General features: G+C 68.0%; 23 protein-coding genes. 5 read left to right on the top strand and 18 right to left on the bottom strand.

Going from position 1 to position 26,207, the window contains the following annotated elements:
• Window positions 1–326: 326 nt before the first annotated feature.
• Window positions 327–1,136: an exodeoxyribonuclease III gene (gene xth, locus ACFPQ5_RS10260; protein ID WP_379754510.1), complete on the bottom strand. Its 810-nt coding sequence runs from the start codon at window positions 1,134–1,136 to the stop codon at window positions 327–329.
• A gap of 182 nt (window positions 1,137–1,318) precedes the next feature.
• Here xth and ACFPQ5_RS10255 point away from each other — a divergent pair, with 182 nt between their 5' ends.
• From ACFPQ5_RS10255 to ACFPQ5_RS10245, 3 genes are all read left to right on the top strand, one after another.
• Window positions 1,319–1,831 carry a hypothetical protein gene (locus ACFPQ5_RS10255; protein ID WP_379754507.1) on the top strand — a complete coding sequence of 171 codons (513 nt, stop codon included), beginning with the start codon at window positions 1,319–1,321 and terminating at the stop codon, window positions 1,829–1,831.
• Between the two features lie 156 nt (window positions 1,832–1,987).
• A complete protein-coding gene (locus tag ACFPQ5_RS10250) occupies window positions 1,988–2,326 on the top strand; it encodes a hypothetical protein (protein ID WP_379754505.1) in 339 nt (112 codons plus the stop codon).
• A 94-nt stretch (window positions 2,327–2,420) separates the two neighbouring features.
• Window positions 2,421–3,362, top strand: coding sequence for a polysaccharide deacetylase family protein (locus ACFPQ5_RS10245; protein ID WP_379754502.1), 942 nt, complete (start codon window positions 2,421–2,423; stop codon window positions 3,360–3,362).
• Window positions 3,363–3,511: 149 nt separating this feature from the next.
• Here the strand turns inward: ACFPQ5_RS10245 and ACFPQ5_RS10240 are convergent, their stop codons facing one another.
• From ACFPQ5_RS10240 to ACFPQ5_RS10220, 5 genes are all read right to left on the bottom strand, one after another.
• On the bottom strand, window positions 3,512–4,630 hold the full coding sequence (locus ACFPQ5_RS10240) for a metallophosphoesterase (protein WP_379754500.1): 1,119 nt from the start codon (window positions 4,628–4,630) through the stop codon (window positions 3,512–3,514).
• Window positions 4,630–5,589, bottom strand: a complete 960-nt coding sequence (locus tag ACFPQ5_RS10235) for an MYG1 family protein (RefSeq protein WP_379754497.1) — start codon at window positions 5,587–5,589, stop codon at window positions 4,630–4,632. The genes ACFPQ5_RS10240 and ACFPQ5_RS10235 overlap by 1 nt, the downstream gene beginning before the upstream one ends.
• A 79-nt stretch (window positions 5,590–5,668) precedes the next feature.
• The gene (locus ACFPQ5_RS10230; RefSeq protein ID WP_379754494.1) at window positions 5,669–6,628 is read right to left on the bottom strand and encodes an alpha/beta fold hydrolase; all 960 of its coding nucleotides are present in this window, start codon (window positions 6,626–6,628) and stop codon (window positions 5,669–5,671) included.
• Window positions 6,625–7,434: an SDR family NAD(P)-dependent oxidoreductase gene (locus ACFPQ5_RS10225; protein WP_379754491.1), complete on the bottom strand. Its 810-nt coding sequence runs from the start codon at window positions 7,432–7,434 to the stop codon at window positions 6,625–6,627. Before ACFPQ5_RS10225 ends, ACFPQ5_RS10230 begins: the two co-directional genes overlap by 4 nt.
• A complete protein-coding gene (locus ACFPQ5_RS10220) occupies window positions 7,431–8,909 on the bottom strand; it encodes a flavin-containing monooxygenase (RefSeq protein WP_379754488.1) in 1,479 nt (492 codons plus the stop codon). Before ACFPQ5_RS10220 ends, ACFPQ5_RS10225 begins: the two co-directional genes overlap by 4 nt.
• A 242-nt stretch (window positions 8,910–9,151) precedes the next feature.
• Here ACFPQ5_RS10220 and ACFPQ5_RS10215 point away from each other — a divergent pair, with 242 nt between their 5' ends.
• Both ACFPQ5_RS10215 and ACFPQ5_RS10210 read left to right on the top strand, forming a co-directional pair.
• On the top strand, window positions 9,152–9,799 hold the full coding sequence (locus tag ACFPQ5_RS10215; protein WP_379754485.1) for a TetR/AcrR family transcriptional regulator: 648 nt from the start codon (window positions 9,152–9,154) through the stop codon (window positions 9,797–9,799).
• Window positions 9,796–12,057, top strand: a complete 2,262-nt coding sequence (locus ACFPQ5_RS10210) for an ATP-binding protein (RefSeq protein ID WP_379754482.1) — start codon at window positions 9,796–9,798, stop codon at window positions 12,055–12,057. The genes ACFPQ5_RS10215 and ACFPQ5_RS10210 overlap by 4 nt, the downstream gene beginning before the upstream one ends.
• Before the next feature lie 12 nt (window positions 12,058–12,069).
• On the opposite strand, the gene ACFPQ5_RS10205 is transcribed toward ACFPQ5_RS10210, so the two are convergent.
• From ACFPQ5_RS10205 to ACFPQ5_RS10150, 12 genes are all read right to left on the bottom strand, one after another.
• A complete protein-coding gene (locus ACFPQ5_RS10205; protein ID WP_379754479.1) occupies window positions 12,070–12,432 on the bottom strand; it encodes a response regulator transcription factor in 363 nt (120 codons plus the stop codon).
• Window positions 12,425–13,504, bottom strand: a complete 1,080-nt coding sequence (locus tag ACFPQ5_RS10200; RefSeq protein ID WP_379754476.1) for a sensor histidine kinase — start codon at window positions 13,502–13,504, stop codon at window positions 12,425–12,427. The genes ACFPQ5_RS10205 and ACFPQ5_RS10200 overlap by 8 nt, the downstream gene beginning before the upstream one ends.
• Before the next feature lie 5 nt (window positions 13,505–13,509).
• Window positions 13,510–14,133, bottom strand: a complete 624-nt coding sequence (locus ACFPQ5_RS10195) for a response regulator (RefSeq protein ID WP_379754473.1) — start codon at window positions 14,131–14,133, stop codon at window positions 13,510–13,512.
• A 3-nt stretch (window positions 14,134–14,136) separates the two neighbouring features.
• Window positions 14,137–16,983: a PAS domain S-box protein gene (locus ACFPQ5_RS10190; protein WP_379754470.1), complete on the bottom strand. Its 2,847-nt coding sequence runs from the start codon at window positions 16,981–16,983 to the stop codon at window positions 14,137–14,139.
• 240 nt (window positions 16,984–17,223) lie between these two features.
• A complete protein-coding gene (gene kefC, locus ACFPQ5_RS10185) occupies window positions 17,224–19,029 on the bottom strand; it encodes a glutathione-regulated potassium-efflux system protein KefC (protein ID WP_379754467.1) in 1,806 nt (601 codons plus the stop codon).
• A complete protein-coding gene (gene kefF / locus ACFPQ5_RS10180) occupies window positions 19,019–19,585 on the bottom strand; it encodes a glutathione-regulated potassium-efflux system oxidoreductase KefF (RefSeq protein ID WP_379754464.1) in 567 nt (188 codons plus the stop codon). The genes kefC and kefF overlap by 11 nt, the downstream gene beginning before the upstream one ends.
• A gap of 69 nt (window positions 19,586–19,654) precedes the next feature.
• Window positions 19,655–20,656, bottom strand: coding sequence for an aldo/keto reductase (locus tag ACFPQ5_RS10175; protein WP_379754461.1), 1,002 nt, complete (start codon window positions 20,654–20,656; stop codon window positions 19,655–19,657).
• Between the two features lie 144 nt (window positions 20,657–20,800).
• The gene (locus ACFPQ5_RS10170) at window positions 20,801–21,304 is read right to left on the bottom strand and encodes an outer membrane beta-barrel protein (RefSeq protein WP_379754458.1); all 504 of its coding nucleotides are present in this window, start codon (window positions 21,302–21,304) and stop codon (window positions 20,801–20,803) included.
• 291 nt (window positions 21,305–21,595) lie between these two features.
• Window positions 21,596–22,099 (bottom strand): porin family protein, encoded by a 504-nt coding sequence (locus tag ACFPQ5_RS10165; protein WP_379754455.1) that lies wholly within the window; start codon window positions 22,097–22,099, stop codon window positions 21,596–21,598.
• A 264-nt stretch (window positions 22,100–22,363) separates the two neighbouring features.
• Complete coding sequence (lpdA, locus tag ACFPQ5_RS10160; protein ID WP_379754452.1) at window positions 22,364–23,761, bottom strand: dihydrolipoyl dehydrogenase; 1,398 nt, start codon at window positions 23,759–23,761, stop codon at window positions 22,364–22,366.
• 4 nt (window positions 23,762–23,765) lie between these two features.
• Window positions 23,766–25,157, bottom strand: coding sequence for a dihydrolipoamide acetyltransferase family protein (locus tag ACFPQ5_RS10155; protein ID WP_379754449.1), 1,392 nt, complete (start codon window positions 25,155–25,157; stop codon window positions 23,766–23,768).
• The gene (locus tag ACFPQ5_RS10150) at window positions 25,158–26,207 is read right to left on the bottom strand and encodes an alpha-ketoacid dehydrogenase subunit beta (RefSeq protein WP_379760065.1); all 1,050 of its coding nucleotides are present in this window, start codon (window positions 26,205–26,207) and stop codon (window positions 25,158–25,160) included. It abuts the gene before it with no gap.

Here is a 26,207-nt window from a genome sequence, read left to right as displayed (position 1 = left end):
GCAGGGAGTCGAGTCGCCATGAACGTCCTCGTAAATACTGACGAATATGGCAGCGATTATGCGCCGACTGGGTAATAACTCAACAACATTCCAAGCATGCGCGCTCGGCCCAATGCCAATCGATCAATCGGAAGCATGGTTGGCAGAGGCCGACCGTAGGGTGGGCACTCCGTGCCCACGCGTTACGGGCGTCTCCGGCATACGTGGCATGGGCCGTCCGTCACTCGAAGCGCGCAAAAGCATGCGTACGTACGGCGTGGGCACGGAGTGCCCGATGAAACCACGGGCGAGGGCATTGGCCTCGCCCACCCCTACGGAGGAATGAGTCAAGCCTTCCTTGCCGCCTTCTGCACAGCCAGCGCGCTCATGTCGAGTTCGATCCACGTCGGCACATGATCGCTCGGCTTCTCGCGCCCGCGAATCTCGTGGTCCGTCCCCGCAGCGCGCAGGGCGGGCGCCAGCGTCGGGCTGAGCAGCAGGTGGTCGATGCGCAGGCCCGCGTTGCGGCCGTAGGCGTTCCTGAAATAATCGTAGAAGGTGTAGATCACCTCGTCCGGGTGCATGGCGCGCAGCGCATCCGTCCAGCCCTGGTTCACCAGCCGGTGGAAAGCCTCGCGCGTCTCGGGCCGGAACAGGGCGTCGTCCAGCCAGCGCTCCGGTTTATACACATCTAGCTCGGTCGGCATGACGTTATAGTCGCCGGCGATCACGACCGGCGCGCCTGTGTCCAGCAGCTGCTGCGCGCGCGTGATCAGGCGCTCGAACCAGGCCAGCTTGTAGTCGAACTTCGGTCCCGGCGCCGGATTCCCGTTCGGCAGGTAGAGGCAGGCGACGACCAGGTCGCCGATGACGGCCTCCAGGTAGCGGCTCTGTTCGTCGCTGTCGTCGCCTGGCAAGCCGCGCGTGACTTCCACCGGGTCCTGGCCGCGCGCCAGGATCGCGACCCCGTTCCAGCTCTTTTGCCCCTGCCAGATCGCGCCGTAACCGGCCGCGTTGATCTCGGCCAGCGGGAAGCGTTCCTGCGGCGCCTTCAGTTCCTGCAGGCAGGCCACGTCCGGTTTTTTTTCCTCGAGCCATTCGAGCAGGGCGGGGAGGCGGCTGCCGATGCCGTTGATGTTGAAGGTGGCGATGCGCATTGTTTTTCCTTTGTCGATGAGTCGATGTTGTAACCCAGCCGGCTTGTCACGGGCGCACGGATCGCTGTCAATGTTGCCGAAAATATATGTATCTTGAGCACCACATGCACTGCTGAGCGTGCGCGCCAAATTTTGCAAAATCGATATTATTGAATCTTACTTACTTAACTCCGGAGAAACACATGTTCACTTCCTTCCTGCGCACGATCGCCCGTCCAGCCGCCGTGACCCTCCTGCTGGCTGCGTCGGCCACGGCATCCGCAGGCGGCTGGGTCGTCAAGCCCATCCAGATCGAAGGCACCCTCGTGGAAGCCGTCGGCCCGGCCGACCGCTGCCTGTCGAAATTCGGCGGCACGATCAGCGGCCATGGCGACAGCGCACTGATGGGCGGCAAGGTGGTGTTCATCGCGACCGATTGCATCACCCCAGTCGGCCCACTGTTCAACTTCAGCGGCGGCAAATTCATCGTCATGACCACCTCGGGCGACCAGATCTACGCCAACTACAGCGGCCAGTTCGTGCCGACCGGCGAAGGCACGAAATATGTGTTCTCCGGTGCGACCTTCCAGGTCACCGGCGGCACCGGCAAGTTCGCCCGCATCACCGGCGGCGGCAGCCTGTCGGGCGGTGAAGACATGGCGACCGGCACCGGCAACATCAAGCTGAACGGCACCGTCCTGTACCTGCAGAACTGATCGCCAGGACCGGTCATGAAAAGGCGCCAACGATGGCGACTTTTTTTCGGCTCGTCCATTGTGCGGCCAGTCCTACGCGCAGCCCTCCAGTGCGCCGCTTGCTCTTTGGCGCCGGCATCCTATGATGTCTGGGTGCCAATGACAAAGGAGAACAGCATGTCGACTTACGACGACAAGAAGGACGCGAAAGGGCGATCCTGGGACCAGATCACGAAGAACGGCACCGGCAGCGCCGCCAGCGTTGGCGTGGGCGGGACCGGCGACAGCGGCAAGCTGCAGCGCGAGGGAAGCCAGCAATCGGCCAGCCGCACCGACGACCTGCTCGACGACGGCTCCTCGCAGGAAAACGAGGCCGGCTATTCGCGCAGCGGCGGCCAGGTGCAGACCGGGCTGGAAGGCATCGGCAACCTGAGCGGCGGCGCGCAGGGCAACCGCCAGTCGGGCCAGCCGCAGAACCGGCGCGAGGGCGACAAGAAGGACGGGCAGGGCCGCTGAGCCCTGCCGAACGGGCACCGGCATCGCAAGAAGCCGGTGTCTTGACGCGCCCATCGATTACACTGCGGCTTCCGTTTCGTATCGAGGAAGCCGCATGTTCCGCTTTGCTACCCTGCGCCTGTTCGTCCTGTGCCTGCTGGCCCCCGGCGCGTTCGCCCAGACGGTCGCCATCACCTTCGATGACGGCCCCTCGCTGGCCGCCACGCCGCGCCTGACGCCGCCCGAGCGCAACGCGGCCCTGCTGGCGGCGCTGGCGAGGCACAAGGCAAGCGCCGCCCTGTTCGTCACCGCCGCCAACGGCGCCACCCGTCCCGAAGGCCTGGCGCTGGCGCGGGCCTGGGGCGAAGCCGGACACGCGCTCGGCAACCACACGATGACCCATCCCGACCTGCATGCGAAGGATGTGAGCCTGGGCGCGTACCAGCAGCAGATCCTCGACTGCGAGCGCATCGTCGGGCCGCTGCCGGGTTACCGGAAGTGGTTCCGCTTCACCTACCTGCGCGAGGGGAATACGCCGGAGAAGCGCGACGGCATGCGCGACTTCCTGCGCACCCAGGGCTACCGCAACGCCTACGTCTCGCTCGACACCAGCGACTGGCGTCTGAACGACAAGCTGGTCGAAGTGCTGGAAAAGGATCCGGCGGCCGACGTCGCGCCGATCAAGGCCGCCTACCTGGCCCACATCCGCCAGCGCGCGCTGGCCTACCGCGCGCTGTCGCAGCAGCTGCAGGGGCGCGACATCGCCCAGGTCCTGCTGCTGCACCCCCAGGTCCTGCTGCTGCACCATAACCTGATCAACGCGCTGTGGCTGGACGACGTGCTGGCCCAGTTCCGCAGCATGGGCTGGACCATCGTGACGCCGGAAGCGGCATTCGCCGATCCGGTCTACCGCCTGCAGCCCGAGCGCGCCGCACCCGGCCAAAGCCTGCTGCTGTCGATGGCGCGCACGCTGGGGCTCGGCAAATTCGAGGGCTGGGAACGGCTGGTGGACGATGGCGACTACGAGATCGCGGCCCTGAAGCAGCAGGGGTTGTAGGGGTGGGCGAGGCCAATGGCCTCGCTCACAGGTTCACCGGGCATGCCCACGCGTGACGCTTGCAGCGTGTTGGCGGGGTCGTTCTTAAAACGAAGCCAACGTGGCGCGACGTTCACGCGTGGGCATGCCCACCCTACGGTATCCGGCTGTTACGGCTTTGAGGACGACATGCGCAAGGTGATGAGCACGATCTCGCCCGGCTGCCACAGGCGCATGCGCGGCCCCCAGCTGCCGGCGCCGCGGCTGATGACCAGGTTCATGCCCTTGACGGTATGCTGGCCGACCAGCTGAGGGAAGCGGTGCTGCACAAGGTAGCTGAAGGGCCAGATCTGGCCGCCGTGGGTATGCCCCGACAGCATCAGGCCGACGCCGCGCGCCGCCGCCATGTCGATCACGGGCGCGGCCGGGATGTGCGAGAGCAGGATGGTGGCTTCGTTCGCGGCTAACGGCAGCACGCCCGCGAGACCCGTGGTGATGTCGCCCCCGCTCCGCATTGCCCGCCCCACGTCCTCGATGCCTGCCAGACGCAGGCCGGGCGCCAGTTCGACGCTGGCATTGCGCAGCCAGCGCACGCCGCCTTGCTCGAACTCGGCCACCGTCGTCTCGACGTCGCCGTAGAACTCATGGTTGCCGGTCACGGCCCAGACGCCGCGCGGCGCCTGCAGGCCGCGCAACACCTCGGCCAGCGCCGGTTCGCCCAGCGGATTGTCCTCGACCTGGTCGCCGACCATCAGCACGGCCGCCGGTTTCAAGGCATTGATCTGGGCGACGCGCGCGGCCATCCAGTCGGCGCGGCGCTGGGCGCCCAGGTGCAGGTCGCTCACCATCACCAGGCGCATGCCGTCCAGCGCGGCGGGCAGCTTCGGCAGCGCAAGCTCGTATTCGACGATGACCGGGGCGCGCACGCCCTGGAAGATCGCGAAGGCGCTCAGCAGCACGCCCACCAGGGCGGCGATTCCGAGCAGGCGCTGCGCGCGCGCCTTCCACCACCAGCCGAAGCCGGTGGCGATATCGGCCGCCAGCAGCGGCAGGGTCATCACGAACAGGATGCCGAGCCAGGTCAGCGCGAACTGTCCCGGCCACCAGCGCCAGCCGATCGCTTCGTCGCCCAGGCGCACGCCGACGATGTAGACGATCCAGACCAGCAGCGCGCCCAGCCACCAGACCTTGGCCAGCACGCGGGAACGGACGGCACCGAGCCGATAGATGCGGTGCGCCACGTAGAAGTGGAACAGCGTCCCGATAATATTCAGAACGATCGAGAACATCAGTCGGCCACCGCGCCCTGGGCTGCATCCAGCAGCGCCAGGCGCGCCAGTTCGCGGATGCCTTCATAGGACTTGGCGGCGGCGATGAAGCGCCCGTTATGGCAGAAGGTCGCATCCGGCACGCCCGTGACCTGCTCCAGGTCGGCGTCGCGCAGGCCGGCCCAGGCTTCGGGCAGGTCGGCCCGGGCATCGAAACTGTCGGCGCTGACCGGGACCGCGTGGATCATGTAGCGCTGCTCGGCGATGCTGTGGCTGATCACGAACAGGACTTTCGGCATCTCCTTGCGCACCACGGCGGTCCAGGGCAGGGCGCCGTTATTCAGGAACAGCAGGCGCCCGCCTTCGAGCACTTCGGCGCCGCGCACCTGCTCCAGGGCCAGCAGGGCGCCGACGCGGTACTTGACCGAGTTGATCATGATGTCGGTGAGCAGGGCCATCGCCTTGCGGAACTGGCTCAGGCGGTAGGCGTCGGCCGCTTCGCCGTAGCCGAGGCGCTGCTCGTCCATCCAGTTCGGATTGAAGCCGGAAACGACGGCCGAGAGGCCATAGCCGCCTGGCGCATTCTTGGCAGCGCCCACGTCCGACAAATCGAGGTACTGGACGACGTCGGCGTCGATCGCGTAGGCCATCTGCTGGGCCGCATCGGGACTGAGCGTCTGTCCAGTGTGTTCCAGGGCCAGGGCCGCGACGCAGCGCGCGCCGTATTCGCGCCAGACCAGGCCCGCGCTGGCGTAGGGCACGCCGCTCGGGCGCGCCGTATCGAAACCTTTCTGGTGGTGGTCGAAGCGGCCCGTGGCCGGGTCGTGGATGCCGCCGACGTCGATCGCGAAGTCGGCCGCCTCGATGGTGGCAGTGTCGCGCGTGCGCACCAGCTGGCTGTCCGGATACAGGATGAACAGGACCGCCACCGCCCATGCGTCGTCCGCGTGAAATTTACCGCTATGCGTTACCACTACCATTTAACTGCTCCGCCTTTTATCTCGTGAACCCGGATGATACCGGTTCATGGGCGGGAAGGTGCGCAGGTCAGGAAGCGGGTCAGGAAACGACCTGCAGCGGTGCCGCCAGCCGCGCGCACTCGGCGATGAATTCGGCCGTCGCCTGCGGCTGGGTCACCGGCAGCATATGGCCGCCGTCGACCAGCTGCAGGCGCGCGCCCGTCACCTTGTCGGCCAGTGCCTGGCCGTTCTTGCGCCAGTCGAGGATGGCGTCCTCGCGGCCGTACAGCACGCCGGTCGGCACCCGCAGTTCGCAATAGCGCGCCTGCACCGCCGGCATCCTGCCCGGCAGCGCCTGCATGTCGGCGGACGAGGCGAGGAACTGGCGCGGGCGCAGGCTGAGCAGGCCGCCGCCCTTGACGGCGAAATCGCGCGGCGCGGCCTCCGGTCCGAACACGGCGCCCAGCACCTTCTTGCTGGCCGCGATCGAGGCCGGCGTGGCCAGGGTCCAGGCGAACAGGCGGCGCACCCAGGGGCGCTCGATCGCCAGCGCCCTGAAGGCTTCCGGCGCCGTGTCCTGCAGGTGGGTCAAAGGCGCGACCAGGGCCAGCGCGCCGACTTTCTCGGGATGCTCTAGCGCCAGGGTCAGCGCGATGGCGCCGCCCAGCGAGTGGCCGGCCACCGTCGGGCGGCCGAGTTCGAGCTGGTCGATGAGGGCAGACAGCGCGGCCGCCTGGGTCGAGACGTCGGCCGCGGTCGTCGCATCGCGCGTGGAGTGGCCCGAACCCGGACGGTCGACCGCGATCACGCGATGCTCTTTCGCGAGGCTCTCGAACACGCCATAGTCGAAGTGGGCGCTTTGTCCGCCCAGCCCGTGCACCAGCAGGACGGCCGGGCCGCTGCCCGCTTCGCGCACATGCAGGCGCGCGCCGGGCACGTCGACGAAGCGCCCGCGCGCCGGCAGGTAGGATTCGATGCGGCGCGCGGTGCGGTGGGTGAACAGGGCCAGGGCCAGCAGCACCAGCGCCAGCAGGCCGAGCACGATAAGGAGGGTATTCATCGGGCAGTCGCTTTCTTGAGGATGCGCCAGTAAGCCACCGGCGCGAGGCGTTCCAGGAAGGAGACGAACTTGGCATCGTTGCCGACCAGGATGCGGGCGGCGCGCCGCTCGATGCCGCGCACGATGATTTCGCCCGCGGCGTCCGGCGGCATGCGCAGCAGCTTTTCCGACAGTTTGCGTCCGCGTGCGATTTCGTCTGCCGGGGCATCGACCGGGACGCGTGCATTGCGTGCGATGGCGGTGGCCACGCCGCCCGGATGCACCACGCTCACCGCCACCGTGCTGCCTTCCAGTTCATGGCGCAGCGCGTTGGAAAAGCCGCGCACCGCGAACTTGCTGGCCGAGTAGGCGGCCTGTCCCGGCGGCGAGACGATGCCGTAGATGCTGGAGACGTTGACGATGCGCGCCTCGTCGCTTTGCCGCAGCAGCGGCAAAAACGCCCGGGTCATGCGCACCACGCCGTTGAAGTTGATGTCGATGAGCCAGTCGAAATCCTCCTCGGCCACCTGTTCGAAGCTGCCGCCCAGGGCCACGCCGGCGTTGTTTACCAGCAGGTCGACGCGCTTGTGCGCATCCAGCACGACGCCAGGGAGCGCGCGTACGGCGGCGCGGTCGGCCACGTCGAGGACGTGGGTCGTGACGCGCACGCCGAGATTTGCCAGCATCCAGGCGGTTTCCTTCAGGCCCTCCTCGGCGATGTCGGCCAGGGCCAGGTGGCAGCCGCGGCGGGCCAGGGCGAGGGCGGTGGCGCGGCCGATGCCGCTGCCGGCGCCGGTGATCACGGCGACGCGGTTCGAAACGTTCATGGCAAGCTTCCTTTCTGCCCGAAGCGCATCACGCCGTCGGCGATGCGTCCGTAGCGGATGGTGAACATGTCCTGCAAATAGTTCTGGTACACCTGCCAGGGCCGGCGGCTGCCCTGTTTCGGCAGCAGGCTGGCGGCGCGCTGCACATAGCCCGAGGTGAAGCTCAGGAAGGGCTCGGGCGCCACATCATCCTGGCGCTGCACGACGGCGATCGCCTGGCCCTTGCGGTCCATGTAGTTCAGCAGGCGGCAGACCCAGGCCGCCGTCAGGTCGGCCTTCAGGGTCCAGGAGGCGTTCGTATAGCCGAAGGTCATGACGCTGTTCGGCATCCCGCTCAGCATCATGCCTTTATAGGCCATCGCCTCGCTCGCGACGAAAGGCCGGCCGTCGACGACGATCTCGGCGCCGCCCAGCACCGACAGCGACAGGCCGGTGGCCATCACCACCACGTCGGCGTCCAGCTCGCGGCCCGATTGCAGCACGATGCCGCGCTCGCTCAAGCGCGCGATGTGGTCGGTCACGACCTCGGCCTGGCCGCGCCGCAGTGCCTTGAACAGGTCGCCGTCCGGGACCACGCAGACGCGCTGGTCCCAGGGCTTGTAGTCGGGCGTGAAGTGGGCGACGTCGACGGTCGGCCCCAGCTGGTGCGCGGCCATCTCGACGATCTTCTTCTTCGCCAGCTCCGGCTTGCCGCGCGCGATGCGGTACAGCAGCATGGATTCGGCGATCACGCGCCAGCGCACCGCCCAGTAGGCCAGCTTCGGCGGCAGGCGGCGCTGCAGGCGGCGCGCGAAGCCGTATTCGGAAGGGCGCGAGACCACATAGGTCGGCGAGCGCTGCAGCATGGTGACGTGGGCTGCGGTGGCGGCCATGGCCGGCACCAGGGTCACGGCGGTGGCGCCGCTGCCGATCACGACCACGCGCTTGCCGGCGTAGTCCAGGTCTTCGGGCCAGAACTGCGGCTGGACTATCCGGCCCTGGTAGACGTCTTCGCCTTCGAAGCGCGGGCGGTAGGCGTGGTCGTAGCTGTAGTAGCCGCTGCACATGTGCAGGAAGCGGGTGCGGATGGCGACACGCTCGCCGGTTTCTCCTGTTTCCGCCTCGACCGTCCACAGCGCCTCGGCACTCGACCAGGACGCGCGCACCACCTTGTGGCCGAAGCGGATGTGGGCGTCGATGCCGCGCTCGCGCGCCGTCTCGCGCACATAGGCCCGGATCGCGGGGCCGTCGGCGATCGCCTTCGATGCCAGCCAGGGCTTGAAGCCGTAGCCCAGCGTGTACATGTCGGAATCGGAGCGGATGCCGGGATAGCGGAACAGGTCCCAGGTGCCGCCGATCGCGGCGCGCGCTTCCAGGATGGCGTAGCGCTTGCCGGGACAGCGTTCCTGCAGCATGGCGGCCGCGCCGATGCCGGACAGGCCGGCGCCGACGATCAATACGTCCAGGGGAGCTTCGGACGAAACGGGGGTATGCATTGTGTCTCTGATTGTTTTATAAGCTGTTGACACTGTACATTGTCACATTCGTGGTGGCAAGTCGAACCTATCCCAGCAGGGAGGAGGAAGTTGATGACGATGACTGGCAAGCGGGGGCAAGGCGCGAGGAGGCCGCATGGCTGCGCCATGCAACGACGAGCAACGCAGCACCCGTTTGTCAGGCGCGTCAGCAACGACTCATTCCCTGCTGGGGTAGGTTCGCAATATGTCAGAATAGCGATATGACCGTTGAATCGACTTCCCGCGCCTACCGTGGCGTCTCGACCGAACAGCGCCGCGCCGAACGGCGCGCCAGGCTGATCGCCGCCGCCATCGCCGTCTATGGCGAACGCGGCTATCGCCATGCCACCGTCAAGGCCGTGTGCGAGGCGGCCGGCCTGACCGAGCGCTACTTCTACGAATCCTTCGAGAACAGCGAGGCGCTGCTGGTCACCTCCTTCAATGCGGTCACCTATGCCGTGTTCGGCGAGATCACGGCCGCGGCCCAGGCGGCGGGACGGGGCCGCGTGGCGAAAGCGCGCGCCATGCTGGATGCCTATTTCGGTGCGCTGCAGCGCTCGCCGGCCTCGGCGCGGGTCTACCTGGTCGAGATCCGCGGCGTCAGCCGCGAGGTCGACAAGGCCTTCGATGCCGCCCTGCGCGCGATCGGCGCCGAAGTGGCGCGCCAGATCGCGCCCGCCGGCAGCGAGTCCGACGAGCTGCTCCAGGCCGGCGTGGTCGGCGGCGTGATGCACATCGCGCTGCGCTGGATCGACGCCGGCTACCAGCCGCCGCTGCCCCAGGTGACCGACGCCGCGCTGCGCCTCGGTATGGTCCTCGCGCACACGGGCGCGAGAACGGCGCGGCCTGCCCGGAGCACGGCCGCTTGAAGGCGCTGTTCCCACGCGGCCTGCACGCGCGCCTGGCGCTGGCCTTCTCTCTGCTCTCGGTGATCCTGACCCTGGCCTTGCTTGGCCTGGTCGAGCGGCGCGCCATCGGCCAGCTCGAGCAGCAGATCGGCGCCGGCCTGGCCGATCTCGCGGTCCAGGCTTCCGACAAGCTCGAACGCGGCATGTTCGAGCGCTACCGCGAAATCGGCCTGATCGCCGACCGCCCCTCGCTGGCCGATCCGGCCTACGACAATGCGCGCCTGACGCGCACCCTGCGCCGCGTGCAGGAAACCTACCACTACTACGAATGGATCGGCGTGGCCGGCCTCGACGGCAAGGTCAAGGCGACCGGCAACGGCCTGCTGGTCGGTGCCGACGTATCGAAGCGTCCCTGGTTCCGCCAGGGCCTGGAAGGCGGCTTTGTGGGCGACGTACACGAAGCCGTGCTGCTGGCCAGGCTGCTGCCGGCCCAGCCCGAGCCGCGCCGCTTCGTCGACCTCGCCTTTCCCTACGTCGACACCGCCGGCAAGGTGCAGGGCGTGCTTGGCGCGCACGTGTCCTGGAACTGGGCGCGCGAAGTGGCGCATTCCGTGGTGGGCGCCAACGCGCGCAGCGCGCCGCTCGACGCCCTGATCCTGGACGCCGCGGGCCGGGTCCTGCTCGGGCCGCCGGAACTGGCCGACCGGGTGCTCGATCTCGAGAGCGTGCGCCGCGCCCGCACGGGCGCGGACGCGCGGCGCGGCCAGCACCTGGTCGAGCGCTGGCCGGACGGGCGCGACTACGTGGTCGGCTACCAGAAGGGTGCGGGCCATGCGAACTATCCGGGCCTGGGCTGGACCGTGCTGGTGCGCCAGGAAGTGGCGCAGGCGTATGCGCCGGCGCGCGACCTGCGCAACTACGTGCTCTGGAGCGGCGCGGCCCTTGCCGCGCTGTTCTCGCTGGTTGGCATCTGGGTGGCGCGCAGCATCACGCGCCCGCTGGCGCGCCTGGCGGATGCGGCGACCGGCCTGCGCCAGGGCGGCGCGGCGCGCATCGCAACGCAGCCGGAAGATTATGCCGAAATCCGCGCGCTCGGGCGCTCGCTCAACGCGCTGGTGAGCGACCTGGAGTCGCGCCGCGGCCAGCTCGAAGGACTCAACGGCCGCCTGGAAGAACTGGTCGAAGCGCGCACCCGCGAACTGCGGCGCGCGCTGGAAACCGTGCAGGCCAGCGAGGCGCGCATCCGCGCGATCGTCGAGACGGCGCAGGATGCCTTCATCGGCGTCGACCTGAAAGGGCGCATCGTCGACTGGAACGGCCAGGCCGAACTCCTGCTCGGCTGGCGTCGCGAGGAAGCCATCGGCCGCGACCTGGCCAGCCTGGTGCACCTCGACCAGCTGCGCGAAGCGGCCAGCGGGGCCCTGGCCGATTTTGCCGGCGCCGTGCAGGCCGGCCATGAGCGGCGCGTCGAGCGGGTGGTCGCGGACCGCCATGGCGTCGAGATTCCGGTCGAGATGAGCACCGGCCTGACCGGCAGCGGCGAGGCCGCCGTGTTCAGCATTTTTCTCCGCGATATCACGGAGCGCAAGCGCATCGAGCGCATGAAGAACGAATTCGTCGGCACCGTCTCGCACGAACTGCGCACGCCGCTGACCTCGATCCGCGCCTCGCTTGCCCTGCTGGCCGACGGCGCGCTGGGCGCGCTGCCGCCGGACGTGCTGGAACTGGTCGAGATCTGCAACAGCAACTGCATCCGCCTGAACCGCCTGGTCGACGACATGCTCGACATCCAGAAGATCGAGGCCGGCATGATGCGCTTCGCACCAAGCGAGCAGCCGCTGCTGCCGCTGGCGCGCGAGGCGGTGCGCACCATGCGCGGCATGGCCGGCGCCGCCGGGGTGACACTTGAACTCGCGGCCGAGGACGAGGGCTTGCGGGCGCGTTTCGACCACGACCGCATGACGCAGGTGCTGGTGAACCTGCTGTCGAACGCGATCCGCGTCGCACCCGCCGAATCCAGGGTCGCGGTGACGCTGGCGCCGCATGCCGATGGGGCGAGCCTGTCGGTGGCCGACAGCGGGCCGGGCATCGCGCCTGCGCTGCGCGAGCGCGTGTTCCAGCCTTTCGTGCAGATCGGCGAGCGCGGCTCCGCGCCGGCCGGCGGCACGGGCCTGGGCCTGGCGATCTGCAAGCGCATTGTCGAAGAGCACGGCGGCAGCATCGCGATTGGCGACGCACCGGGCGGCGGCGCCCTGTTCACGATCACGCTGCCTGCGTGAAGCGGGCCGCCGTCAGGCGATCAGTTCGGCGGCGGCCCCTACCAGGTCCTTCGGGCTGAAGGGCTTGAGCATGTAGCGGTCGGCGCCGGCGGCCAGGCCCGCCGCGACGTCGGCATCCTGGCCATAGGCCGAGAGCAGCAGGATGCGGATGCCGCTGGTGGCGGGATCGGACTTCAGGCTGCGGCACAGTTCCAGGCCGCTCTCCACTCCAAGCGAAACGTCGAGCACGATCAGGCGCGGGCGGTCGTTCGCCACCAGCGCCAGCGCTTCGGCCACGGTGCCGGCCGTCTCGACCCGTCCCAGGCTGAGCAGGCTGAGGCGGATCAGCAGGCGCAGCTCGCGCTGGTCGTCCACTACCAGGATCGGTTCAGCCATGGTTTTCTCCAAGCGCCGGCAGCAGGATCGTCAGCGCGGTCCCCGCGCCCGGGGTGGTGTCGAGTTCGATGCGCGCGTCGTGCAGGTCCATGATTTCCTTGAAGATGGCCATGCCCAGGCCGGTGCCCTCGGTGTCGAGCGCGCCCGGGCCGCGATAGAAGGATTCGAACAGGCGCCCGCGCACCTCCGGCGCCATGCCGGGGCCGGCGTCGTGGATCTCGATGCCGAGCGCGGGACCGGGCGCCGCCCAGGTGCGCACCAGCACCGTGCTGCCGGGCGCCGAGTAACGCAGCGCGTTGTCGAGCACGATGCCGAGCGCTTGCGCGAGCCTGGCCGGGTCGGCCGCCGCCGGCGCCAGGCCGGGGGCCAGCTCCAGCCGCAGGCGGTCGTTCTGTCCGAGCGGGGCGACGATGCCCAGCGCCTGCACCAGCGCGCTGTCGAGCGGCGTGGCGGCGATGTGCAGCGCGGCGCGGCCGCCGGCTTCGAGGCGCGCCAGGTCGAAGGTCCCGTTCAGCACCTTGAGCATGCGCCCGGCCTGCGCATGCACGATCTCGAGCAGCTCCTTGCGGCCGGCCGCATCGAACTCGCGCTTGAGCAGCAGTTCCGAAAAACCAATGATGCTGGCGAGCGGCGTGCGCAGTTCGTGCGAAGCCTGGGTCAGGTAGCGCTGGCGCCGTTCGCTGCCTGCGCGCTGCTGCGCGGCGCCGGCAAAGGCTTGCCCGGCCAGTGCGGCCAGGTCGGCCAGCCGGGCGCGCTCGTCGTCGCCGAAAGCACGTGGCGCGGGATCGAACAGGCACAGGATCGCCGGCTGCATGCCGCTCGGGCCGGGCAGGCGCGTCCCCGCCAGGAAACCGCCGGCAGCCGTGTCTTCGGCCAGCGCGACGCCATCGCGCAGGGATGCGCAGAATCCGGCCAGGCGGCCCTGGTCGGGCCGGACGCCAAGCCACGCGGCCAGGCCGATCCCGGCTTCTTCATGGAGCGCGATGCCGGCGCCGGCGACGCCGCACAGGCGCTGCGCCATGCGCGCGACGCGCTCGAGGTCGGCGAGCGGCAGGGGCGGGGAGGCTTGCATGGGGCTCAGCGCGCGGCGGCGGAGGCGCCGATCGCTTCCTCGACGGCGGCGCGCAGCTCGGTGAAGGGCACCGGTTTCGGGAACACCGGGATGTCGGCCGGCAGGCCCATCGAATCGATGGTCGGACGATCGAGGCCGCTGACGACGACGATCGCCATGCTGGCGCAGGCAGGGTCGGCGCGCAGGGTGCGGATCATGCGGAAGCCGTCCATGCCCGGCATGCTCAGGTCGCTCACCAGGATGTCGGGCCGCTGCTCGCCGATGCGCAGCAGGGCCTCGAAGCCGTCGTGCGCCTTGACCACCTCGAGCGGCAGGTTCCAGCCGGCGATCTCGAGCTCGTACAGGCGCAAGAGGGTGCGGTCGTCGTCGACCAGCAGCAGCTTCTTCTGCTCCGGCGCCGCCGCGGCAGGCATGCCCGTGATCTCGCGCCGTTCGTCGACCAGCTTGCGCACCGACGCCATCGTGATGCGGCGGTGCCCGCCGGCCGTCTTCCAGGCCTGCAGGGCGCCGTTCTCGACCCACAGCTGGACCGTGCGGTGCGACACGCCGAGCAGGCGGGCGGCATCCTTGGTCGAACAGAAGTCGGCGGCGTTGTAAGCGAGGTCGGAATGTGCGTCGGGTTTTTGCATGTTTTACGGATTGTTCGGCGCCGGGGCCTGTGCACCGGCATTAAAAGAGACATTTTCGTCGAGGACGGCGCACAGCGCCGCCAAATCGACCGGTTTCACGAAATGGTGGTCGAAGCCGGCGCCGCGCGCCAGTACTTTGTCGTGCGCCTGGCCGTAGCCGGTGAGGGCGATGTAGCGCGCCGCGCGTTCTCCCTGCAGCGCGCGCAGGCGCCGCACCAGCTCGTAGCCGTCGATGTCGGGCAGGCCGATGTCGAGGATGAAGACTTCGGGCCAGTCGGCAACGGCCGCCGCCAGGCCCGCGGCCGAGCTGTTGCGCGTCGCGACCGCGTGGCCCAAGGCGCCCAGAACCTCGGCCAGCGATTGCGCGGCGTCGGCATTGTCGTCCACGACGAGCACGCGGCGGCGCGCCGGGCCGGCCTGCGTTTGCGGCACGGCGCCGGCGTCCGAGTGGGCGGCGCGCGCGGGTGCGGGCGTGTCGAGCAAATCGAAGACCACGCCGAAGCTGCTGCCGCGTCCCAGGCCTGCGCTATGCGCCTCGACCCGCCCGCCATGCAGCTGGACCAGGCTTTTCACCAGTGCCAGGCCCAGCCCCAGGCCGCCCTGCGAACGGTCCGGCGTACGCTCTGCCTGCGAGAACAGGTCGAACACGTGCGGCAGCATGCCGGGAGCGATGCCGATGCCGTCGTCGCGCACGGTGATGGCGACGCCGGCGCCCCGTCGCGCGACGTTCAGCGCGATGGATCCGCCTTGGGGCGTGTACTTGGCGGCGTTGTTGAGCAGGTTCGACAGCACCTGCACCAGGCGGGTACGGTCGCCGAGGATGCGCACGCCGGGCGCCTCCTGTTTGAGGACGAAGCGGTGGCCGCGCGCCTCGATCAGCGGGCGCGCCTGTTCGATGGCGCCGGCAACGACCGTGTCGATGTCGACCGGCTCGCGTTCCAGCGTGACCAGGCCGCGCGTGACGCGCGAGACGTCGAGCAGGTCGTCCACCAGGGCCGTCATGTGGCGCACCTGGCGGATGATCACGTCGCTCGACTGGCGCACGCGCGCTTCGTTCGAGCCGGCCATGGTCAGCAGCTGGGCGGCGTTGCTGATCGGCGCCAGCGGATTGCGCAGTTCGTGCGCCAGCATCGCCAGGAATTCGTCCTTGCGGCGCGAGGCGGCGCGCAGTTCCTCGGTGCCGGCCTTCTGCTCGTGGATGTCGGTGAGCGTGCCGATCCAGTGGCTGGCGCGGCCGTGTTCGTCGAAGCTCGGCAGGGCGCGGTTCAGCACCCAGCGGTAGCCGCCGCCGTGGTGGGCCAGGCGATGCTCGGCCTCGAACGGCGTGTTGTCGTCGAAGCTGCGGTGCCAGGCCGCAAGCACCGGTGCCTGGTCATCGGGGTGGACGACCGCACGCCAGACCTTGTAGCTCGGATTCGGATCGGCGATGCCCGTGTACTCGTGCCAGCGCTCGTTGACGTAGTGTTCGGTGCCCTCGACGTTGGTCGACCACACCATTTGCGGAATGACGTTGGCGATGCTGCGGAATTTCTGCTCGCTTTCCTTGAGCGCGCGCTCGGCCTGCACTTGCGCCGTGATGTCCATGGTCGCAGCCACGGCGCCGACCAGGGTGCCGGCGGCATCGAGCATGCGCTGGGCGCGCACCAGCAGGGTCTTGCGCACCCCCGGTACGCCGACCGGCTCGATCTCGAGCACGGCCTCGTGGTGTTCTTCGCCTGCCAGCACGCGCGCCGTTGGCCAGTCCGCGGGAGAAAGCGGGGCGCCGCCGTCCTCGGCCCAGCCGCGCCAGGCGCCATAGCCGGCCACGCCGTCGGCGGGCATGTAGTCGCCCCAGATGGCGCGGTTGGCGGCGTTCGTCATCAGGAAGCGGCCTTCGGTATCGGCATAGGCGATGCCGACGGGTGCCGCTTCGAGCAGGGCGTCGAGGCGGCGCCGGCTGTCCTCGGCGCGCGCCGATGCCGCTTCGGCGCGCGCTTCCGCCGTCTTGCGCGCGCTGATGTCGACCGCGATGCCGGCGAAGCGGCGGCGGCCGCTGGCCGGATCGGCGAACACCTTGCCGCGCGCGTTGACCCAGACGTCGTGGCCGGCGCGCTGCGGAATACGGTAGTCGATGTCGTAGCGGCTGTCCTCGCGGATAGCCGTGGCGATCGCGGCCACCACGCGCGGGCGGTCCTCGGGGTGGATCATGTCGGTAAAGCGTTCCAGCTCGGTGCCTTCGCGCGCCAGCGCCGCGTCGACCTGGAACAGGCGCGCGAAGCGTTCGTCGACATGGGTGGCGCCGCCGTCCAGGTCGTAAGACCAGGTGCCGATGTTGCCGGAGGCCTCGAGCGAGAGCGCCAGGCGCTCTTCCGCTTCCTTGTGGCGCGCCAGCGCCTGCACCTTGTCGGTGACTTCGACGCAGGTGCAGATCAGACCCCGCACCGCGCCCTGGTCGTCGCGCAGCGGGCTGTACGAAAAGGTAAACCAGGTCTGCTCGGGATAACCGTGGCGCTCGAGCCTGACCTCGTAGTTCTCGAAGAAGAAGGATTCGCCGGCCAGCACGCGGCGCACGTAAGGGCCGAGGCTGTCCCAGACCTCGTGCCAGACAGCCGGGTAGGGCGCGCCCAGGCAGCCGGTCTTCTGGCCGAGCATCGGTTCGTAGGGGTCGTTGAAGAACAGGGTCAGCTCCTCGCCCCAGGCCAGGAAGGTCGGGAAGGAGGAACTCAGGACGATGCCCAGGCTGGTGCGCAGCGCGGCATCCCAGTCTTCGACCGGACCGAGCGGATGCTGCGACCAGTCGCGGCTGCGGATACGGCGGCCGATGGCGCCGCCGTTGTCCAGGAAACCGGTCCGGCTCTGTTGCTTGTTCACATTCGTCCCAGGCTGCAAAACCTTATATTCTACACACGTTGACGAGACGGCAACGACAGATGCCGCGGACACATCGCGGGCGGCGCCTTGCCCGGCAGTCTGCCGCGGCGCCCGCTCGTAGGGCGCATTATCGTTTTTGCCGATTTCGATCATGCGCCGATACTACGGCATTTCGAGGGTTTCCTACAGAAAACATTCGATGTATGTGACGAAGGGCGTTGTGCGGCTGACACATTTAGCTCAGTCCCAACCTTGTTCGGACTCCTTTTCGACGCGCTTCAGGTCGCGCGCGAACATCTCGTTGAGCTCGTCGCGGGCGCGCTTGGCCATCGATGCGTACTGCTCGCGGTCCTTGTAGTAGGGGTAGACGGCATCCACGCTGGCCTTGTTGTGCTCGCGAAATTTCAGGGTCGCCTCGCGCGCCCGGTAGGCGCCGTAGCCGAGGTGGCACAGGGCGCGCCGTCCGAGCTGCAGGGCCGATTCGAAGGTTTCGCGCTCGATGATGCTCACGCCCCGGTCCATCAGCTGGTAGTAATGGGTGACGTTGCGGGCCCGCGCCAGGATCGGCAGGTCCGGAAAATCCGCGCGCAGGGCGTCGGCCAGGGCCAGGCTGTCCTCGATGTCGTCGATCGCCAGTACCAGCGCGCGCGCCTTGGCCGCGCCGGCAGCCTGCAGCAGGTCGATGCGGGTGGCGTCGCCATAGAAGACCTTGAAACCGAAGCGGCGCAGCAGCTCGATCTGGTCGGGATCGTGGTCGAGCACGGTCAGCGGCACGCGGTTGGCGTGCAGCAGGCGCCCGACGATCTGCCCGAAGCGGCCGAAGCCGGCGATGATCACGTGGCCCTCGTTGTCGTCGATGGCATCGGCCTCGCGCAGGTTCTGGCCGTGGTAGCGCGGTTCCAGGACCTTGTCGTGAAACAGCAGCAGCAAGGGTGTGGTCACCATCGACAGCGCCACCACCGCGACCAGGATCGAACCGGTTTCCGGCGTGAACACGCGCGCCGCGCCCGCCGCGCCAAACACGACGAAGGCGAATTCGCCGCCTTGCGACAGCAGGAAGGCGAACAGCCAGCGCTGGCCGCGCGCGATGCCGAAGCGGTGCGACAGCGCAAATAGCACTGCCAGTTTCAGCAGCAGGAAGCCGAGCACCAGGCCGAGGATCAGCCAGGGACGAGACACGAAGACGCCGAAGTCGACCGACATCCCGACGGCGATGAAGAAGAGGCCGAGCAGCAGTCCCTTGAAGGGTTCGAGGTCGGTTTCCAGCGCGTGCCGGTATTCGGAATCGGCCAGCAGCACGCCGGCCATGAAGGCGCCCAGCGCCATCGACATGCCGACCCATTGCATCAGGAGCGAGATCGCGATCACCAGCAGCAGGGCAAAGGCGGTGAAGATCTCGCGCATCCCGGACTTGGCGATGATGCGCAGCGCCGGGCGCACCAGGAAGCGGCCGGCGACGACCACGCCGAGGACCACGCCGCCCAGTCGCGCGGCGCCGAGCCAGCCTTCGCCGCCGCCGGCCTCGTTCGCGGCCACGCCGAGCAGAGGAATCAGGGCGATCATCGGGATCGCGGCGATGTCCTGGAACAGCAGGATGGCGAAGCCGGCCTGTCCGGCGGGCGTGCCCATCAAATTGCGCTCGCCCAGGGTGGCCAGCGCGATCGCGGTCGAGGACAGCGACAGGCCGAGGGCGCCGACCAGCGCGACCTGCCAGGCCACGCCCAGCAGCAGCGCGGCGCCGGACAGCACGGCCGCCACCCCCAGTACCTGGGCCGCGCCCCAGCCGAAGATCGGCCGCCGCATCGACCACAGGCGCGCCGGTTCGAGTTCGAGGCCGATCAGGAACAGCAGCAGCACCACGCCGAACTCGGAGAAGTGCAGGATGGTCTCGACCTGCGTGATCAGCCCGAGGCCCCAGGGGCCGATCGCCATCCCGGCCAGCAGGTAGCCGAGCACCGCGCCCAGTCCCAGGCGCCGGGCCAGGGGCACGGCGAGGACGGCGGCGCCGAGGTAGACCACGGCGTTACTGAGTAGGCTATGCTCCATCGGTCGTCTCTTTCGGGGTGGTCAGCAAAAAGGCTTCCAGGCGCGCGCGGAAGGTGGCGACGTGGGCTTCGACGGCGGCGTCGCCGGCGCCATTGGCGCCGTGCAGGATGTGCGGCGGCCACCAGTGCATCCCGCACAGCAGCGCCGTCTGCTCGAAGGGCGGCAGGAAGGCTTCGAAAGGGCGGCCGTGGCGTTCGCCGGGGCCATAGGCGTCTTCGGGACTGCCGGTGGTGACGGCCAGCCAGTAGCCTTTGCCGCGCAGCGCGGTCGCGCCCGGCCCGTAGGCCCATCCCGGCTGCAGCACGCTGTCGACCCACTCCTTCAGCAGCGAAGGCATGCTGTACCAGCGGATCGGATGCAGGAACACGACCAGCTCGGCCTGCGCCAGCAGGCTCTGTTCGCGCGCGACGTCGATGAAGAAGTCGGGATAGGTCTCGTAGAGGTCGTGCACCAGCACGCCGTCGAGCGCGCGCGCGGCATCGGCCAGGCGGCGGTTGATGCGCGAGCGGTGCGGCGCGGGATGGGCGTACAGGACCAGGATGCGGGGCGTCGGCATGGGCGTGCTAGGTGATTGTCTTGCACGATTGTACATGCCGAAAGGGCAAGCTCGCCCCGCGCCGGAAGATTACACGCCCGGCGCTGCCCCCGGCAGCGGCGCATCAGGCGGCAGCAGGCCCTCGTCGACCAGCGCCCGCCAGAAAGCCGGCGGGATCTCGATCGCCATCAGGGTGGCGTTGCGGCGCAGGTGTTCCGGGCTGCTGGCGCCGGGGATGGTGCTTGATACCACCGGGTGCGCGGCGCCGAACTGCAGGGCCGCGGCCGCAAGATCGACGCCGTGGCGCGCGGCGACCTGGCGCAGGCGCTCGCGCTGGGCGTGCTTGTCCTGGCTGGCGGGCTGGTAGTCGTAATGCTCGCCGCCGGCCAGGAAGCCCGAGTTGAAGGGGCCGCCCAGCACCACGCTGGCGCCGCGCCCGGCGCACAGGGGGAAGAATTCGGCCAGCGGCGTGGTTTCCATCAGCGTGTAGCGTCCGGCCAGCAGGAAGATGTCGGGATCGGACTGGCGCAGGCAGCGCAGGCAGGGCTCGACCGTGTTCACGCCCATGCCCCAGCCCTTGATCGTGCCTTCCTCGCGCAGCCGCACCAGGCCTTCGAAGGCGCCTCCCGGGCCTGCGGCGATGGCGAAATGATGTTCGAAATCGGCCCGGCTGAACTGGTCGGGCGAGAGGTCGTGCACGTAGACGATGTCGATGTGGCCGAGCGCGAGGCGCTGCAGGCTGTCCTCGACCGCGCGCCGGACGCCGTCGGCCGTGTAGTCGATCACGCGGCGGAAGGGCAGGCTCGATACGAAGGGTGCCGCGATCTCGCCGGCGGGGTCGGGGTGCAGCAGGCGGCCGACCTTGGTCGAGAGCGTGTAGGCCTCGCGCGGGCGCCGCCGCAGCGCCTGCCCGAAGCGGTGCTCGGACAGTCCGGCACCGTAGTGGGGCGCGGTATCGAAATAGCGGATGCCGGCATCCCAGGCCGCGTCGACCGTGGTGCGGGCCGCCTCGTCGCTGGTGGTGTGGTACATGTCGCCCAGGCCGGTGCCGCCCAGGCCCAGGTGCGTGATCGGTCGGTAGCGCTGGTTCACGGTGCGTCCTTCTCGTCGGTTGGCGGAGAGCACATCATGCCCGCAGCCTCCGGTGCGCCGCGCACGCTTGACGTAAAAAAACCCGGGCAGCGCATGCTGTCCGGGTTGTCTCGTCGAAGCCGGCCGAAGCCGGCTCCAAAACGATTAGAAGTGGAAGGCGACGCCGGCGGCGACCTTGGTCAATTCGCTGACCGGCTTGGTCACTTCCAGGCGACCGGTGACGGTCGGCGAGAAGGCGTAGCCCAGGCCCACGCCATAGACGACGCCGTCGTCCAGCGAATCCGAAGCCGACACACCCTGGAACTTGGCCTTGACCTTGATGTCGTTGTAGCCGAGGCGGCCGTACAGGTTGAAGCCGCTCGACAGCGGCAGGGTGCCGATCACCGACAGCTGGGTCTGGTCGACGTTGACGTCGATGTCGTCGCCGTCGAAATCGATCGTGCCTTTGGCCAGGCGGGTGTAGCCGGCTTCGACAGCGACGGTCTCGCTGAACTTGTAGCCGACGAAGCCGCCGAAGCCGCCTTCACGGCCGGCGTCGTCCAGCTTGCTCGAGGTGGCTTCCAGGCCGGCGTAGAACTTGGTGGTTTGGGCGAGGGCCGACGACGAAGCGATGACCAGGGCTGCTGCGACTGCGATTTGCTTGAACATGTCTTGGAACCTTTAATACAGTTATTTTTAGTGTGATATTAACGTACAGCAATATTGCCGTGCGGAATTAATTATGACAGGCTTTGCGCAAATTTACAATTCGATGACGAAAAAACTTGTAAGAATATGTTAGGAAATACATATAAAGCGCGTGGATTCAAGCGCTTGAAAAGTCACGGATTCTAACGACATGTTTATATTGCGGTGCGCAATTGTTAAATGAGATCGCCTGGGGTGAAGGGATAAGCGCCCGGACTGCCTGGCAATCCGGGCTTCTTGAATGCTGCGTAATCAGAATTTGAATACGACGCCAGCCGCGAGCTTGGTCACGTCGCTATTCGGCTTCTGCACTTCCACGCGGCCGGCCACCACCGGCGTGAAGGCATACGCCAGGCCGATGCCGTAGACCAGTTTGCTCTGGTGCTCCTTGCCGAAAAAGCCGGGGGCGTCGACGTCCACCGTCAGGCGGTTGTAGCCGAGACGGCCATAGACGTCGAAGCCATTGCTCAGGGGGAGGGTGCCGAGTACGGACAGGTCGTACTGGTCGACCGTCACGTCGGCGCTCAGGGTGCCGGCCGTGTAGCGATTGTCGGCCAGGCGGTGAAAGCCCGCTTCCAGGGAAATGTTTTCGTTGTATTTGTAGCCGACGAAGGCGCCGAAACCCGTGTCGCGGTCGAAATCATCGAAATCCGTCGACGAAATATCGACGCCGGCATAGAAGGAAGGCGGTTCGGCGGCAAACGCGGCCGACGATGCGGCGATTGCGAATGCTGCAGCTGCAATTTTCTTGAACATATTGGGTTTCTCTTTTGGATGATGAATTGAAAGAGGCCGAAAACGTGGCTTTGGCCGGGCGCTGTGCGTCGTACACCGCAACGGGCGTAAGAATGCCAGCCGGCGATTGTTGTCCGCATCGGCCTATATCGATATTGATCGCGCCCAGAATGGCGCGGGCAACGATGCGCATTTCCAACGCTTTAATCCCGGACGGGTGCATTGGGAGACGTTCCGAAATAAAAAAGGCCTGCTCGCGCAGGCCTTTACTTATCAAACAGCGCTTCAGATATGCAGCGCGTGCCCCAGCGCCCGCAGTGCCGCTTCCTGCACGGCTTCGCCCAGCGTCGGGTGCGCGTGAATCGTCCCGCCCACGTCTTCCAGGGTGGCGCCCAGTTCGATCGAATGGCTGAAGGCCGTCGACAGTTCCGACACCCCGCGTCCGACCGCCTGCCAGCCGAGGATCAGGTGGTTGTCGCGCCGTGCCACCACGCGCACGAAGCCGTCGGTCGATTCGATCGTCATCGCGCGGCCATTCGCCGCGAAGGGGAAGTTCGAGACGATGGCGTCGATGCCGGCGGCTTGCGCCTCGTCGGGCACCATGCCGACCACGACGACCTCCGGATCGGTGAAGCAGACCGCCGGCATCGCATTCGGCGCGAAGTGGCGGCGTTTTCCCGAGATGATCTCGGCCACCATCTCGCCCTGGGCCATCGCGCGGTGCGCCAGCATCGGCTCGCCGGCGAGGTCGCCAATCGCCCAGACGTTGCGCATCGAAGTGCGGCACTGGTCGTCGATTTTCACCGCGCGGCCGTTCATGTCGAGCTGCAGGCTTTCCAAACCCCAGCCGCCGGCGCGCGGACGGCGGCCGACGGCCACCAGCACGCGGTCGGCGGACAGCACAATCTCTTCGCCGTTCGGCTGCTCGATGCGCACGCCGTCGCCGGCGGCGTTCAGGCCGAGCACCTTGGAGCCCAGGCGCAGGTCGATGCCGAGGCGCTTCAGTGCCGCGCCGACCGGCTTGGTCAGCTCCGCGTCGTAGGCAGGCAGGATGCGGTCGGCCGCTTCGACGACCGTCACTTCGGCGCCGAGCTTGCGGTAGGCCGTGCCCAGTTCCAGGCCGATGTAGCCGGCGCCGACGACCACCAGCTGTTTCGGGATCGAGGTCGGCGACAGCGCCTCGGTCGAGGACACCACCATGCCGCCGAAAGGCATGAAGGGCAGCTCGACCGCTTCCGAGCCGGCGGCCAGCAGCAGGTGTTCGCAGCGGATGCGCTGCAAGTCGCCGTCCGCCGTTTTGACTTCGACCGTCTTGCCGTCGAGGATGCGGGCAAAGCCCTTGATCACCTGGACGTCGTTCTTCTTGAGCAGGCTCCCGACGCCGCCGGTCAGCCGCTTGACGATGCCGTCCTTCCAGCCGACGGTGCGGGTGACGTCGATGGATGGCGCGGCGGCCGAGATGCCCAGCGGCGAATCGCCTGCGTAATGTCCGGCCTTTTCGAATTCCTCGGCCGCGTGGATCAGGGCCTTGGAGGGAATGCAGCCGATGTTCAGGCAGGTGCCGCCCAGCTGCTCGCCCTCGACCAGGATGGTCGGGATGCCCAGCTGGCCGGCCTTGATGCCGGCGACATAGCCGCCCGGACCGCCGCCGATGATGAGCAGCGTTGTGACAAGTTGGTTCATCTCCTTACTCCACGAACAGGGTTGCCGGGCACTCGAGGTAGCCGCGGATGGTCTGGATGAATTCGGCCGCCACCATGCCGTCGATCACGCGGTGATCAAACGAGGAGGAGAGATTCATCGTCTTGCGCGCGACCATGGCGCCATTCAGGATCACCGGCTTGTCGATGATGCGGTTCACGCCCACGATCGCCACTTCCGGACGGTTGATCACCGGCGTGGTGACGATGCCGCCCAGCGCACCGAGGCTGGTGACGGTGATGGTCGAACCGGTGAGTTCCTCGCGCAGGGCCTTGCCGCTGCGCGCCGCTTCGGCCAGGCGCGCCACTTCGGCGGCTGCCGACCACGGGTCGCGCGCTTCGGCGTTGCGTACCACCGGCACCATCAGGCCGGCGTCGGTCTGGGCCGCGATGCCGAGGTGGACCGGGTTGTAGGTGGTGACGATGTTGGCGTCGTCATCGAAGCGCGCGTTCACCGACGGGTACTTGCGGATCGCCAGCACGACGGCGCGCATGATCAGCGGCAGCAGGGTCAGTTTCGGACGCTGGCCGGCATAGCGCGCATTCAGCTGGACGCGCAGCGCTTCCAGTTCGGTGACGTCGATTTCCTCGACATAGGTGAAGTGCGGGATGCGGCGCTTGGCTTCCGCCATCTTCTCGGCGATCTTGCGGCGCATGCCGATCACCGGCATGGCCTGTTCGCCTTCCAGCACGGCGTAGCGGCGGTCGCCTTCGGCCGCTTTTTGCTGGCCGCGCGAGACAAAGGCGTCGAGATCGGCGTGGCTGATGCGGCCGGCGGGGCCCGTGCCGGTCACGTACTGCAGCTCGATGCCCATGTCCCAGGCGCGCTGGCGCACGGCGGGGGCGGCGAGCGGCTTTTCTCCTGCAGCGCGGCCGTGATGGGCGGGCGCCGCGGCATAGGCTTGCGCTCCCTGCGACGGTTGCGCTGGCGCCGCCTTGGCCGGCGCCGCCGTCGCCTCGCTGGTCACCGCGGTGACCACGGTTTCCGGCTGGGCCACGGTGATCGGAATGAACTCGTCGACGGTCTCGCCGCCGTTTGCGCGCGCCGCGGTATTGCCGGCGCTTTCGGCCGCGGCGACGGCTTCGTTGCGCATCGCCTGCGAAGGCGTCTTGGCGTCGCCCTTGAAGTTGCCGGCGCCCTCGACCTCGAGGCGGATCAGTTCTGCGCCGACGGCCATCGCTTCGCCGAGCTTGCCGCCCAGCGAAGTCACGGTGCCGTTCACCGGCGAGGGGATCTCGACGGTCGCCTTGTCGGTCATGACGTCGGCCAGCACCTGGTCTTCCTTGACCGTGTCGCCGGGCTGGACGTGCCAGGCCACGACTTCGACTTCGGCGATGCCTTCGCCCAGGTCCGGCATTTTAATGACGTGAATACCCATTTACTTCGCCTCCATCGCACGTTTGAACGCGGCGCCGACACGGTCGGGCCCCGGGAAATACGCCCATTCCTGCGCGTGCGGATAGGGAGTGTCCCATCCGGTGACGCGCTCGATCGGCGCTTCCAGGTGATAGAAGCAGTGTTCCTGCACAAGCGAAGCCAGTTCCGCGCCGAAGCCGCTGGTGCGCGTCGCTTCATGCACGACCACGCAGCGGCCGGTCTTCTTGACCGATTCGACAATGGTGTCGAGGTCGAGCGGCCACAGGGTGCGCAAGTCGATGATCTCGGCGTCGATGCCGGTTTCGAGGGCCGCCGCTTCCGAGACCCAGACCATGGTGCCGTAAGTGAGCACGGTCAGGTCGGCGCCCGGACGGAAGATCGCCGCCTTGTCCAGCGGGACCGTGTAGTAGCCTTCCGGGACTTCGCCCATCGGGTGCTTGGCCCAGGAGACTACCGGACGGTCGTGGTGGCCGTCGAAGGGGCCGTTGTAGAGGCGCTTCGGCTCCAGGAAGATGACCGGATCGTCGTTCTCGATCGAGGCGATCAGCAGGCCCTTGGCGTCGTATGGGTTCGACGGCATCACGGTGCGCAGGCCGCAGACGTGGGTGAACATCGCTTCCGGGCTCTGTGAGTGCGTCTGGCCGCCGTAGATGCCGCCGCCGCAAGGCATGCGGATCGTCAGCGGGGCCGTGAAATCGCCGGCCGAGCGGTAGCGCAGGCGCGCCGCTTCGGAGACGATCTGGTCGGACGCCGGATAAAAATAATCGGCGAACTGGATCTCGATGACCGGACGCAGGCCGTAGGCGCCCATGCCGACCGCCGTGCCGACGATGCCGCCTTCGGAGATCGGGGCGTCGAACACGCGCTGCTTGCCATACTTGGCCTGCAGGCCGTCGGTGGCGCGGAACACGCCGCCGAAGTAGCCGACGTCCTGGCCGTAGATCACGACGTTGTCGTCTTTGCCGAGCATGACGTCCATGGCCGAACGCAGGGCCTGGATCATCGTCATTTGCGTCGTGACAGGTTTTGAATCGTTGTCGTCGCGGGCCAT

This window comes from Massilia suwonensis (assembly GCF_042655665.1).
Classification (GTDB): Bacteria; Pseudomonadota; Gammaproteobacteria; order Burkholderiales; family Burkholderiaceae_D; genus Telluria; species Telluria suwonensis.
Note: the sequence above shows the minus strand (reverse complement) of the source record. Positions and strands in the feature narration are given on the sequence as shown.

What these genes read in the sequence shown, in the direction of transcription:
- kefC (WP_379754467.1), bottom strand. Translation starts at nt 19,029, where the DNA reads ATGGAGCATAGCCTACTCAGTAACGCCGTGGTCTACCTCGGCGCCGCC.
- ACFPQ5_RS10225 (WP_379754491.1), bottom strand. Translation starts at nt 7,434, where the DNA reads ATGAACGTTTCGAACCGCGTCGCCGTGATCACCGGCGCCGGCAGCGGC.
- lpdA (WP_379754452.1), bottom strand. Translation starts at nt 23,761, where the DNA reads ATGAACCAACTTGTCACAACGCTGCTCATCATCGGCGGCGGTCCGGGC.
- xth (WP_379754510.1), bottom strand. Translation starts at nt 1,136, where the DNA reads ATGCGCATCGCCACCTTCAACATCAACGGCATCGGCAGCCGCCTCCCC.
- ACFPQ5_RS10155 (WP_379754449.1), bottom strand. Translation starts at nt 25,157, where the DNA reads ATGGGTATTCACGTCATTAAAATGCCGGACCTGGGCGAAGGCATCGCC.
- ACFPQ5_RS10165 (WP_379754455.1), bottom strand. Translation starts at nt 22,099, where the DNA reads ATGTTCAAGAAAATTGCAGCTGCAGCATTCGCAATCGCCGCATCGTCG.
- kefF (WP_379754464.1), bottom strand. Translation starts at nt 19,585, where the DNA reads ATGCCGACGCCCCGCATCCTGGTCCTGTACGCCCATCCCGCGCCGCAC.
- ACFPQ5_RS10195 (WP_379754473.1), bottom strand. Translation starts at nt 14,133, where the DNA reads ATGCAAAAACCCGACGCACATTCCGACCTCGCTTACAACGCCGCCGAC.
- ACFPQ5_RS10255 (WP_379754507.1), top strand. Translation starts at nt 1,319, where the DNA reads ATGTTCACTTCCTTCCTGCGCACGATCGCCCGTCCAGCCGCCGTGACC.
- ACFPQ5_RS10150 (WP_379760065.1), bottom strand. Translation starts at nt 26,207, where the DNA reads ATGGCCCGCGACGACAACGATTCAAAACCTGTCACGACGCAAATGACG.
- ACFPQ5_RS10220 (WP_379754488.1), bottom strand. Translation starts at nt 8,909, where the DNA reads ATGCATACCCCCGTTTCGTCCGAAGCTCCCCTGGACGTATTGATCGTC.
- ACFPQ5_RS10215 (WP_379754485.1), top strand. Translation starts at nt 9,152, where the DNA reads ATGACCGTTGAATCGACTTCCCGCGCCTACCGTGGCGTCTCGACCGAA.
- ACFPQ5_RS10240 (WP_379754500.1), bottom strand. Translation starts at nt 4,630, where the DNA reads ATGTTCTCGATCGTTCTGAATATTATCGGGACGCTGTTCCACTTCTAC.
- ACFPQ5_RS10235 (WP_379754497.1), bottom strand. Translation starts at nt 5,589, where the DNA reads ATGGTAGTGGTAACGCATAGCGGTAAATTTCACGCGGACGACGCATGG.
- ACFPQ5_RS10245 (WP_379754502.1), top strand. Translation starts at nt 2,421, where the DNA reads ATGTTCCGCTTTGCTACCCTGCGCCTGTTCGTCCTGTGCCTGCTGGCC.
- ACFPQ5_RS10170 (WP_379754458.1), bottom strand. Translation starts at nt 21,304, where the DNA reads ATGTTCAAGCAAATCGCAGTCGCAGCAGCCCTGGTCATCGCTTCGTCG.
- ACFPQ5_RS10205 (WP_379754479.1), bottom strand. Translation starts at nt 12,432, where the DNA reads ATGGCTGAACCGATCCTGGTAGTGGACGACCAGCGCGAGCTGCGCCTG.
- ACFPQ5_RS10200 (WP_379754476.1), bottom strand. Translation starts at nt 13,504, where the DNA reads ATGCAAGCCTCCCCGCCCCTGCCGCTCGCCGACCTCGAGCGCGTCGCG.
- ACFPQ5_RS10230 (WP_379754494.1), bottom strand. Translation starts at nt 6,628, where the DNA reads ATGAATACCCTCCTTATCGTGCTCGGCCTGCTGGCGCTGGTGCTGCTG.
- ACFPQ5_RS10250 (WP_379754505.1), top strand. Translation starts at nt 1,988, where the DNA reads ATGTCGACTTACGACGACAAGAAGGACGCGAAAGGGCGATCCTGGGAC.